An 11,540-nucleotide genomic window follows, 5' to 3' on the forward strand; every position below is an offset into this window, starting at 1 on the left:
CGCCATGGCCCGATGCGTGTCGGGGCCGTGTTCGACTCCAGGTCCTCGAGCGCGTCGAGTGCGACCTGGTCCACGATGCCGCTGATGGTCTGCGACTCGTGGGACTGGATCAGGCTGACAACTTGCTCGATGAGGTCAGCGGAGAGTGTCCTCCACGGCGCAACTACGGTTCAGGTAGTTGCGCCGTTTTCGTTAACGTCGCCCCGAGGGGGCCTGGACCGACCCTCGTAGGCGCTCCTTCGCAGTGCTCAGGATGCGCGATGCGCCTTCCGATGGCGTTGAGGGAAGCGGTTCGAAACGTCCGCCGGCGCGCACGTTCGCGATCTGAAGCGCCGCATAACGCCCTGTGATGGCGGCGCCTGCCACAGTCGCGAACATATCGGGATGTAGCGCCTCGCCGGCAAAGAACACACGATCGCCGATCGCCGCTTGCTCACGGAAGGCCTGCCGTGCCGAATAGAAGCCAGGTTGTACCTGGGACCAAGCCCCCTGGGCCAGTGGATACTGCTCCCAGTTCGCCACGTGAGCCTTGATCAGTCGATCCCGCACGCTGCTGCCGTAGATGGCTTCGAGTTCCCCAAGGGCGTAGTCGATGATCGCCTCGTCCGACGCCTGCGCCATGGCACGGGCGTTGTCCCCGCCGAGGTCTGCCGTCGAGACCGGGCCACCTCCTTGGTTGGCGAGAATGCTCACGGCGTTCCCCGTATCCGTCTTGTAGTAAGCGAAGCTGTCAGGCCCAGTGCCGAAGATATTCTCCGAGAACTTCAAGCCAACACGGATGTACGCCGACATCCCGATCCGCGAGATGGCCTCCTCCAAATCGACCGGTAGGGCAGGGGTGAATTCGATCGCGCCGCTTGCGAGCACGTTAGTGGATACGGTAACTAGTACTGCGCCTGCGCGAATCAACCCATCCGAGGTGTGCACTTCAACGCCGGTGCCGGACCAGTCGATGCGCTCGACCGAGCGCTGCAGCTCCACGGGAATGCTGGCTCCGTAGTCTGCAAGTACGGCGCCGTAGCCTTGCGCACACAACCAATCCCGACCACCCGCGAAACTCACCGCTTCCTGTGTGGAGAGGTCTTCGAACTGAGCGCCCGACACCTGGGCGAGGAGGAACTCCGTCGTCGGATCCCAGCTGTTCACCTGTGGCGCGATAGAGTCGATGCTCACGTCCAGTCCGGCTTGCCCTGCTTCCTCGATGGCGAAGGAGGTTTGGTTGAGCGATGCGGTGAACTGTAGCCAGTCGGCCGCGCCCGCCGGTTGATCGCCGACGTACAGCGCAAGATCGGAGTTAGGCAGGTACAGATCGAAACCCCGTTGGCGAGCGTAGGCGTTGAAGGGATTGCGGTTGCCGTTGTGCAGCCAATGGGCGCCAGGGTCGTAAGGAACGCCAAAGGTGCTGGTGTCTGTGTAGGCGCGCCCGCCGATGCGATCGGCCGCTTCGAGTACCACGAAGCTCTTGCCCAAGTGTGCCAACGTGCGCGCGGCGGCGAGGCCGGCCGCGCCGGCGCCGACGATGACCACGTCGGGGTCACTCGGGCTAGCGAGCGCGGGTAGCCACGGTGCCACCGCTGCTACCGTTCCCGCGGACTTCAAAAAGCCACGTCGGCCCTGGTGGGTGATCGACCCCATCGTCTGCTCCTTGGATTCTCTTCTGATACACGGCCCGAGCGCGGCGCGCACGGGAGGCGACGGGGGGAAACGTAACAGAACAATGTGTCCTCAGAATTTCCTACAGCGCGTACCTCGCGGGCAGCTGCTACGCTCACCGTGATTCGAGGGAGACGACGCTTGGGGATGGGACCCAACACAGTATTGGTGGTAGAGGATGAGGCGCGCATACGCGAAGAACTCGCTCGCTTGCTGCGCGAGGCGGGCTTCATCACCGAACTCGCCGGCTCGCTACGCGACGCGGCGAAGGCGCTCGAGCGGCCCTTCGATCTAGTCCTGCTCGATCTTGGCCTGCCGGATGGCGATGGCCTCTCGCTGTGCAAGCGCCTGACGGCGCAGCACCCCTCGATGCCCATCGTGATCCTTACGGCGCGCGATGCGGTGAGCCAGATCGTTCGCGGACTAGACCTTGGAGCGGCGGACTACATCGTAAAGCCCTGCGATCCGGCAGAGCTCACGGCGCGCGTGCGTGCCGCGTTGCGCCGAGCGAATCCAGCCCCGGCGGCAGAGCGACTGGAGCTGGACGGGCTGTGGGCGGACCCGTCCAACTACACAGCGGGCACGGGCGCCGAAGTGTTTGAATTGCGCCGCCGAGAGTTCGACTTGCTGTACTTCTTGCTGCAGCACCCAGGCCGAGCCTGGACACGCGATCAGCTCCTGCGTCATGTGTGGGGCGAGGACTTCATGGGCACGACGAGAACCGTCGATCTCTGCGTGCGGCGCCTTCGCGCGCGGATCGAGCACAACACAAACGACCCCCAGTGGATCAAGACGATCTACGGGGTCGGCTACCGGATGCGAGATGCAAACTAAGTCGCAGCTTCCTCTAAGGAATCAACTAGGCGTTCGGATTGGCGTCGTTGTCTTTTTTGTCTTCCTGGCAGGCGACACGATGCTCACGCCGGTCTGGGACTCGCTCTCCCCGCGTATCTCGGAGTGGGGTAACCCGGAGCATGTGCGTGACTATGCGGACTATCTCGAGGGCAAGCCTGTTGAGAAGCCCGAGCGCTTCTCCGCCCTTGCCGTATTGACCGATCCCGTCTATGTCATGGCTGCCCTGATCTACTTCGGTCTGAGCGCATCGGTGTTCGCCGTCCTGGTGTCGCTGCTGGCAACTCGGCGTTTGCGAAAGCTAACCAATCAGATCACTCAGCCCTTGGATGATGAAACGAGCATCCCCGGGCCCTTCGAGGTGGGTGGGCGCGATGAGATCCGCCTGCTGGCCGACGGCATGAATGCCATGCGGCATCGAATCGCCGAGCTGATCGAGCAGATCCGCGAACGCGACCGGGTCAGGGGTGAGTGGGTGAGTCACGTCTCCCACGATCTGCGCACACCTTTGATGGCGCTTACGGGCGTGTTCAACCGGGCGCGATCTCTGCTCGATGCGCCGCCCGAACGCCTCGCCCAAGGGCTGGGGCCACTACTCGACGCGGCGGAGCTCGACACGCGTCGCGTTCGAGATCTCGCGGAAGATCTGCTGGAGATGGCCAGACTGGACATCGATGCGGCGTTAGCGCTCGAGGGCGTTCCGCCCGGGGAGCTTCTACGTCTGGTAACGCAGGAGCTCCAACCGATCGCAGACCATCGCGGTGTGCACCTGGAGTACACATGCCCAGCGGAGTCGATTGAGCTGTGGGCGGATGGGCGACGGCTCATTCGTGCGGTCGAGAACATCACCATGAATTCGCTGCAGCATGCGGCCTCGGCGGTGCGACTCTCGGTGTATGCCCGCGACGGCGAGGTGCGCATCCTGGTGGAGGACGACGGCCCAGGTTTGCCCGGGCAAGACGGCGAGGTCGGGCTCGACGGCCTCGGCGCCGATCCCCAAAGGCGCGATTCGGCAGGCCTCGGCCTGCAGGTCGCCCATCGCATCATCGCCGCCCACGGGGGCGCGATACGGGCATCCAACCGTCCAGAGGGCGGTGCCAGGCTGACGATCAACCTGCCCCTTGGCGCGCAACGGCGGTAGGTCGGCGTCAGCGATAAACCGCCCTCCAGCACGGCTGAGCGGCAAATTTTTTGTTGAGAGCGCTCCTTGCGATCGCTCCCGGGCCAGCCCCCTGACCGCAATGGATTTCTATGCGACGATGCGAGCCCGCCGCAGATGGTGCGGCGCATGCTAGCACCGGTGTCCTGCGAGCCCGCGGGATCGTCCAGATCAATAGCGAGAGCATCGGCCTGCTGTGGCAGCCCGGCCGAAGATGAGGTTGTGAGGAGCGTATAGATGAAGGTAGGGGCCCTGAAGGAAACCGCCTCGGGCGAAGCGCGCGTCGCGCTGACGCCGGAGAGTGCTGGTCGGCTGCAGAAGCTGGGCTACGAGTGCGTAGTGCAGGCCGGCGCCGGCGTGGCGGCATCGATCACGGATGAGGCCTACCAGGCGGCGGGCGTCGAGGTGGTGGCTTCTGCCGCGGACCTCTGGTCCACCGCCGACGTCATCGTCAAGGTGCGCGAGCCGTCGCTCGAAGAACTCGACGCTGCGCCCGACGGCAAGACCCTCATCTCCTTCGTCTGGCCCGCCGCCAACGAGGCGCTCCTCGAGCGCCTGAACGCGAAGCGCATGACGGCGATCGCCATGGACATGGTCCCGCGCATCAGCCGCGCGCAGAAGATGGACGCCCTGTCCTCCATGGCCAACATCGCCGGCTACCGCGCGGTGGTTGAGGCGGGCAACAACTTCGGCCGCTTCTTCATGGGCCAGATGACCGCCGCCGGCAAGGTCACCCCCGCCAAGGTGCTGGTGGTCGGCGCCGGCGTTGCCGGCCTAGCGGCCATCGGCACGTCCGTCGCCCTCGGCGCCATCACCATGGCCTTTGACGTGCGCCCCGAAGTGGCCGAGCAGATCGAATCCATGGGCGCCGAGTTCGTCTTCCTCGACTTCGAAGAAGCCCAGCAGGACGGCGCCGCCACCGGCGGTTACGCCGCCCCCTCCAGCCCCGAGTTTCGCGAGAAGCAGCTGGAGAAGTTCCGCGAGCTGGCGCCGGAGGTGGACATCGTCATCACCACGGCCCTGATCCCGAACCGACCGGCCCCCGAGCTTTGGACCGAGGACATGGTTGCGGCGATGAAGCCCGGCTCAGTGATCGTGGACCTTGCAGCCGAGCGCGGCGGCAACTGCGCCCTGACCCGCAAGGACGAGAAGTTCGTGACCGACAACGGCGTGACCATCGTCGGCTACACGGACTTCCCCAGCCGCATGGCCACCCAGTCGTCGAATCTCTACAGCACCAACATCCGCCACATGCTCGATGACCTGACGCCGGAGAAGGACGGCAACCCGGTCATCAACATGGAGGACGACGTGATCCGCGGCGCCACCGTATGCCACGAGGGCGAGGTCACCTGGCCGCCACCGCCGCCGAAGATCGCGGCGATCGCGGCGCAGCCCAAGGCTAAGGTGGTGGAGGAGACGCCGGAGGAGAAGGCCGCGCGCGAAGCGGAGGAACTGAAGAAGTCCCTGAATCGTACTGGCTGGATGCTCGGTATCGGCGGTGTCGCGGCGTTGCTCGTCGGCAGCGTGGCGCCGGCGAGCTTTATGCAGCACTTCATCGTGTTCGTGCTCTCCGTGTTCGTCGGGTTCCACGTGATCTGGGGCGTGGCCCATGCGCTGCACACGCCGTTGATGGCCATTACCAACGCCATCTCTTCGATCATCATCGTCGGCGCGCTCTTACAGGTGGCGTCCGGCACCAACGCCGTGGTGATCATGGCGGCGTTAGCAATCTTGATGGCATCGGTGAACATCTTCGGCGGGTTCTTGGTCACCCGTCGCATGCTCGCCATGTTCCAGCGCAGTTGAGGGGTCAGGGATGAGTACTGGTTTGGTCACCGCGGCCTACGTTGTCGCCGCGATTCTCTTCATCCTCGCCCTCGGCGGTCTCTCCAACATGGAGAAGGCCAAGCGCGCGATCTGGTACGGCATCATCGGCATGGTGCTCGCCGTGGGCGCCACCGTCGGCACGCCGGGCGTCGGCTCCTACGGCACCATCATCCTGATGATCGCCCTCGGCGGTATCGGCGGCTGGATCGTCGCCAACCGCGTGCAGATGACGCAGATGCCGGAGCTGGTCGCGGGCTTCCACAGCCTGGTCGGCCTCGCCGCGGTCTTCATCGGCATCAACGCCGACCTCGAGATGAACGCGGCGCTGGCGGCGAAGGACGCGGGTACCGTCGCTGAGCTCGCCGGCTTTGCGGCCACGATCGCCAAGAAGACGGCGGTGGAGCTCAGCATCCTCAAGGTGGAGCTGTTTCTCGGCATCCTGATCGGCGCGATCACCTTTACGGGGTCGATCGTCGCGTACGGCAAGTTGGCCGGGAAGATCAGCTCGTCGGCGCTGACGTTGCCGGGGCGTCATCAGATCAATCTGCTGGCGCTGGTCACCTGCTTGGTCCTCGGGTTCATGTATCTGCAGGGTGCGGGGCTCTGGACCATGCTCGCTGTCACTGCCATCTCCGGCGCGATCGGCTGGCACCTGATCATGGCGATCGGTGGCGCCGACATGCCGGTGGTGGTGTCGATGCTCAACTCCTACTCGGGGTGGGCCGCCGCGGCGATCGGCTTCACGCTGGGTAACGATCTGCTGATCGTGACCGGCGCTCTGGTGGGTTCTTCCGGTGCGATTTTGTCCTACATCATGTGTAAGGGCATGAACCGCTCCTTCGTGAGCGTGATCCTCGGCGGTTGGGGTGGCGAGACCACCTCGGCGCAGGCCGTGGAAGGCGAGATGATCGCTGCCGATGCGGACGCCGTGGCCTCGGCGCTCACCGATGCGGATAGCGTGATCATCGTGCCTGGTTACGGTATGGCTGTGGCCCAGGCACAGGGGTCCGTGTCAGAGCTCACGCGCAAGCTGCGTGAGCAGGGCAAGACCGTTCGCTTTGCGATTCACCCGGTGGCCGGGCGTTTGCCGGGACACATGAACGTGTTGCTGGCGGAGGCCAAGGTGCCTTACGACATCGTGTTGGAGATGGAGGAGATCAATGATGATTTCCCCACCAATGATGTGGTGATCGTGATTGGTGCCAATGACATCGTTAACCCTGCGGCGCAGGATGATCCGGGCAGCCCCATCGCGGGGATGCCAGTGCTGGAGGTGTGGAAGTCTCGTAACGTGTTCGTGTGTAAGCGCGGGCGCGGGACGGGGTACTCGGGGATTGAGAATCCGCTGTTCTTCAAGGAGAACACGCGGATGTTCTACGGGGATGCGAAGGCGTCGATCGACAGTCTGCTGCACGCGCTGGTGTAAGCAGTACCCGGTCGCAGTACGTGTTGCGCTGGCCGTACCTCGGCGCATGGCTGCTAGCCGCCTTCGCCAACGCGTTGGCGGCGGAACCTCTGGACAAGGCGGCCACCTTCGATGCCATCACCGATCGCGTGCGCGACGAGTTCTTCGACGAGCGCCTCGCCACGGGTGACTGGTTGACCTGGGCCGAGGCAGCCCGCCTGGACACCTCTCACACTCACTTCTATTCCCTGGAGGATCCGCGGCGCTACCAGATGCTCGGCATCTTCACTTTCCTCCAGGAGGAGGCAGGCGCGGACGCCACGGTTTACGCCGGTATCGGCATCGGAACGGTTGAGGTGGCGGGTAGGGTGCACGTCGCTTCGGTTTTCGACGGATTCCCTGCGGAGGCGCTGGCCTGAAGGTCGGCGACGAGCTACTCGCTGTGGACGGGCTTCCCTTTCGCCAGGTCGCCTCGTTTGCAGGCAAAGCCGGCAGCGCCGTGGAGGTCTCGGTCCGTCGCCATGCCGGCGCAGCGCCCCTCTCGATTCCCGTGGAGGTGCAACTGCTCGACGGCGAAACCATGTTCGAGACCGCCCTGAATGCGAGCGTCCGGGTGATCGAGCGCGACAACCCTCGACTTGCGCGACGGCTGGGGCGGTGCCGGCCTCGACTACCTGAACCTTTTCCGCGACCCCATCGCCACCACCACCTCGCGTACCCGTGACGGCACCGTCGATGACTACGACGGGGTTTGGGGCAAGCCCGTGGTACCGCTCGTCGTGGTACCGCTCGTCAACGAGCGTAGCACTTCGGGTAAGGAGATGTTCGCCTACGGTTTCCGTAAGCTGAGTCTGGGTCCTGTCGTCGGTAGTCGTACGGCCGGCGCCGTGGTTGGGGGCTCGCCGCGCCTGCTGCCGAACGGTGATTTGCTCTACCTCGCGGTAGTGGACGTGGCGATCGACGGTGAGCGATTGGAGGGGGTGGGGGTACACCCCGATGTGGTGGTGGAGCGGCCCATTCCCTACGCTGCCGGGGCGGATCCACAGCTGGAGGCGGCGGTGGAGGTGGCACTCGCGCAACTTGCTGCCATGCCATGAGCGTCCCCGCGGCGCTGCGTGATGAGGATTCGATTTTTCCGCGCGTGTCCGTACGTCTCTTCGTGCCTCCAAGGAATGGATCATGAACAACAAGCTCCTCGCCCTGGCCGTCGCGGCGGCCGTCAGCGCACCCGCCCAGTCCCAGCCTTTCCCGCCGGAGATCAACCTCGTAGATCTCTACCCCGGCCTCGGCGGTGACGGCAGCGTCGGCGCGGCGATTCGGGGACCGCAGTTCGGCGCCCTCTTGGGCAACGCCGTCAGCCCTGCCGGCGACCTCAACGGCGACGGTATCGACGACTTCGTCGCTGGCGCTTACAACGTCAGCGGCGTGCGCGACTATTCCGGGGCTTGCTACGTGATCTACGGTCAGCCCGGCGGCTATCCACCGCTCTCCAACGTCCAGGCCGTGCAGGTCGACGAGGCCAACAGGGGATTCGCCTTCCTCGGCATACAGGAAGACAGTGCGGTCGGCTCCGACGTCGCGGGCGGCCGTGACTTCAACGGCGACGGACACCCGGACTTGCTCATCGGTGCCGCACGCCGTGACGCCGATCCGGGTCGCGCCTACCTGATCTTCGGCCCCACCGACGACTTCCCCGGCACTGTGCGCGCCTCTGAACTGCTCCCCGGCGGAGGTGGCGACGGCAGCGACGGGGTCGTCTTCCTCGGCTTCCAGTTCGCGGACGACACCGGGCGCGCGGTGGAAGCCGCTGATGTCAACGGCGATGGCTTGGACGACATCCTGATCGCCGCCCCGAGAGTCGACGCGCCCCTCGACGACAACGGCGCCATTTACGTGGTGTTCGGCTCCAACGGCCCCTTCGACGCCGTCTTCAGCCTAAGCAGCCTCTTCGCAGGTGCTGGCGGCGACGGATCCGAGGGCTTTCTGGTCAAGGGTACGCGTGGCGGCTCCTCGATCGGCGACGGCGCGACCGACCAAGGCCTCGCCGCAGGGGACTTCAACGGCGATGGCTTCGACGACTTCCTCGTGACCGATCGCGGCCTCCAGTTCGAGGACGGCAATGCCTTCGTCGTCTTCGGCAAGGGCGGTGCTTTCGAGGCGGAGCTCTCCCTCACGGACCTCACGCCGGCCGGGGGCGGCGACGGCTCCGCCGGGTTCATTATCACCGGGACCAACCCGAATTCCGTGGGCAACGGCGGTGACCTCAATGGCGATGGCGTCGACGACATGGTCGTTGCCAACTTCCGCTCCGGCGGCTTGGACGACCAACGTGGCGAGGTGTTCGTGATCTTCGGCGGGCCGGCGATGTCGGCTCAGTTCGACCTGAATTCTTTGCGCCCCCAGGCGGGTGGCGACGGTACGGAGGGACTCGTCTTGACCGGGGAGGAGATCGATGACTACGCCGGCTTCTCCGTTGCTGCCGCCGGCGACGTCAACGGAGACGGCATCGGCGACTTGCTGATCGGCGCCGAGCGTGGCGAGAAGGCCTATCTCGTCTTTGGGCGAGAAAGCGGCTGGCCTGCCGAGTTTTCTCTGGGTTCCCTGCGCGAAGTGCAAGGGGGCGATGGTTCCGCCGGGGTGGTGTTCGACAACTTTCCCCTTGTGGTGTCGTCGGAGGGTACCGGATTCGCCGTGTCGGCGGCGGGGGATGTGAATATGGATGGGATCGATGATCTGCTGATCACAGCGCGCGAGGGCGACACGGCGATCGGGCAGAATGCGGGCGAGGTCTTTGTGATCTACGGTCGCGCTGAGTAAGTAGGACCGCAGGGGGCCGCCGTGGCAGCGGGCAGGCCGGGGCAGAGTGCCAGGCCTGAGATTGTCGCGACCAACGGAGTGGACGGGCGCCGCTCTCGGCAACACGTACGCGCGAGGCCACTAGGCGATCATCGATCAGTCCGCGCTGAGCGAGTACGAACGGAAGATCATCTCGAGCATCGAGGCGCACAGGTGGTTCTGCACACCGGTGTGCGATCCCGAAGGAGAGCGTCCAAGCTCCCGCTACTCCGTTGGGTTTTCGGCCACCTTGAGATGCCCTGAGTGCATACTTCAACTCCGCTAAAGTGTCTTGAGTTAGCAGTTCATTGAGTAATACGCGGAGGCCTTTCGCCCCTGAGCACGTTGCTCCTCCTGCCGTGGGCCTGCCACGCTTGTCGTCGCGCCGCGCCCAGGAGCAAAACTCCCGTGCGAATGACTCGAACTTCCGACGCAGGATACTAAGGTAGCTCTGCATGAAGTTTGAGCTGATCGAATGGTGCTTACGGCGCGGGCGCGCGTCCGAGCAAAACGTAGCTCTGGCCTTCAAAAGACGCGTTGGAAAGCCCCTCACCGCGCGCACCGATCAGTAGGTCATCAATGCCGTCGCCATTGACGTCACCGGCGTCGCTGACGTCGAACCCGGCCGCCTCGAAGGCCGTTGCGCCAAGTAGTACGACTCCGCGGCCGCAGGGGACGTTCAACTTCGTGAGGGTGACCGCGAATCAGCGCAAGCTGATTTTGAGGATGCAGTCGCTCTGGCCCGCAAACTTGTGGCGAGTGACCCAAGCAACCTGAGTTTCGCCTCGATTCTGGCCTCTGGCGTTGATCGAGTATCAGATTCACAGCTGACCTCGGGGAATGCACAGGCTGCCAAGGATGGCTACGAAGAATCTCTGTCAATACGGCGACGTGCCATTGCCCGCCATCCGAATGACCTGCAGATGAGGCGCGATCTCTCGGTCAGCATGAATCGGTTGGCTGATCTTCACTTACGTGTGCGAGAGTTTGGTAAAGCCCGACAGGGGTACGAGGAGGCCTTGACGATTCGGGAGGCGGTTGCTTCACAGCATCCCGACAATGTCGGTTACCAGCGTGACGTCCTGGTTAGCATCGGACGAATCGCAAACTCGCTGATGCTTCAAGAGGACTGGAGAAACTCACTCTCAAAATTTGAGCGCGTGCTCGCGGGGTTTGCGGCACTTTCAGAGCGGCGGCCGCAAGATCTTGGACTGCTAAGAGATGTTGCGCTTACAGCCAAGTTCATTGCAATAATTCAAGACAACTTGGGAGAAGACCGAGCCGCCTTGCTAGGCTACAGGGAAGCCGAATCCGTACTCAAGGAACTGGAGGCAAAAGACCCGGGGACTGCGCAGTTTCAACATGATCTCTTCGAGATAGAGTTCAGAAGTGCCGAATTGCACGCTGCCATGGGAAATCGAGCTAGTGCACTAGCATTGTACGAGCGCGCCTTGGAGCGAATCTCGCGCTTGCGGTCCGCCGACAAGGGCAACAAGGCACTTCTTGAAAAGGAGGCTGCCACCCAGCGACGAATCAAGGGTCTCAGCTGAGATATCGCGACTATTCTGTGGGCTGTGAGCGCCATTGGTCTTCATAAGAGCAAAGATCGCAGTGCCGCGCGCGGCCACTGCGGCGAAGCCGTGGGCCCAGTGCTGGGCGACCCAGCACTAGTGGAGTGTAACAGCTAGATTCGGAGTACAATTCCAGCTATGAGTACTCCTATCCATTTGACCGACGAAGAGCGGGCCGAACTGAGACGTCAGGCGAGTCAACAGAGCGGCCCTGCAGCGCTGGCGAGAAGAGCGC

At 64.0% G+C, this 11,540-nt stretch carries 10 protein-coding genes; 8 read left to right on the plus strand and 2 right to left on the minus strand.

The genetic code is table 11. The annotated features are described in order from the left end of the window. Positions 1-192: 192 nt before the first annotated feature. Entirely contained in the window at positions 193-1,635 is a 1,443-nt protein-coding gene (locus AAGA68_26560; GenBank protein MEM9388631.1) for an NAD(P)/FAD-dependent oxidoreductase, read from the minus strand. A 165-nt stretch (positions 1,636-1,800) separates the two neighbouring features. On the opposite strand from AAGA68_26560, the gene AAGA68_26565 reads away from it, so the two are divergent. The 7 genes from AAGA68_26565 to AAGA68_26595 all read left to right on the plus strand — a co-directional run bounded on the left by AAGA68_26565 (position 1,801) and on the right by AAGA68_26595 (position 9,716). Beyond that, a complete protein-coding gene (locus AAGA68_26565) occupies positions 1,801-2,487 on the plus strand; it encodes a response regulator transcription factor (GenBank protein MEM9388632.1) in 687 nt (228 codons plus the stop codon). Further along, positions 2,477-3,646: a HAMP domain-containing sensor histidine kinase gene (locus tag AAGA68_26570; protein ID MEM9388633.1), complete on the plus strand. Its 1,170-nt coding sequence runs from the start codon at positions 2,477-2,479 to the stop codon at positions 3,644-3,646. Before AAGA68_26565 ends, AAGA68_26570 begins: the two co-directional genes overlap by 11 nt. Positions 3,647-3,901: 255 nt before the next feature. Continuing rightward, complete coding sequence (locus tag AAGA68_26575; protein ID MEM9388634.1) at positions 3,902-5,473, plus strand: Re/Si-specific NAD(P)(+) transhydrogenase subunit alpha; 1,572 nt, start codon at positions 3,902-3,904, stop codon at positions 5,471-5,473. Positions 5,474-5,483: 10 nt separating this feature from the next. Next, positions 5,484-6,920, plus strand: coding sequence for an NAD(P)(+) transhydrogenase (Re/Si-specific) subunit beta (locus tag AAGA68_26580; protein ID MEM9388635.1), 1,437 nt, complete (start codon positions 5,484-5,486; stop codon positions 6,918-6,920). Between the two features lie 20 nt (positions 6,921-6,940). Continuing rightward, complete coding sequence (locus tag AAGA68_26585; protein MEM9388636.1) at positions 6,941-7,318, plus strand: hypothetical protein; 378 nt, start codon at positions 6,941-6,943, stop codon at positions 7,316-7,318. 219 nt (positions 7,319-7,537) lie between these two features. Beyond that, on the plus strand, positions 7,538-7,996 hold the full coding sequence (locus AAGA68_26590) for a S41 family peptidase (protein ID MEM9388637.1): 459 nt from the start codon (positions 7,538-7,540) through the stop codon (positions 7,994-7,996). A gap of 82 nt (positions 7,997-8,078) precedes the next feature. After that, the gene (locus AAGA68_26595; protein MEM9388638.1) at positions 8,079-9,716 is read left to right on the plus strand and encodes a hypothetical protein; all 1,638 of its coding nucleotides are present in this window, start codon (positions 8,079-8,081) and stop codon (positions 9,714-9,716) included. A gap of 500 nt (positions 9,717-10,216) precedes the next feature. Here AAGA68_26595 and AAGA68_26600 read toward each other — a convergent pair whose 3' ends face one another. Then, positions 10,217-10,417 (minus strand): integrin alpha, encoded by a 201-nt coding sequence (locus tag AAGA68_26600; protein MEM9388639.1) that lies wholly within the window; start codon positions 10,415-10,417, stop codon positions 10,217-10,219. Positions 10,418-10,681: 264 nt separating this feature from the next. Between AAGA68_26600 and AAGA68_26605 the strand changes: the two genes are divergently transcribed. Continuing rightward, complete coding sequence (locus AAGA68_26605) at positions 10,682-11,284, plus strand: tetratricopeptide repeat protein (protein MEM9388640.1); 603 nt, start codon at positions 10,682-10,684, stop codon at positions 11,282-11,284. Positions 11,285-11,540: the final 256 nt, after the last annotated feature.

It is taken from the genome of Pseudomonadota bacterium (genome assembly GCA_039193195.1).
Classification (GTDB): domain Bacteria; phylum Pseudomonadota; class Gammaproteobacteria; order Steroidobacterales; family JBCBZW01; genus JBCBZW01.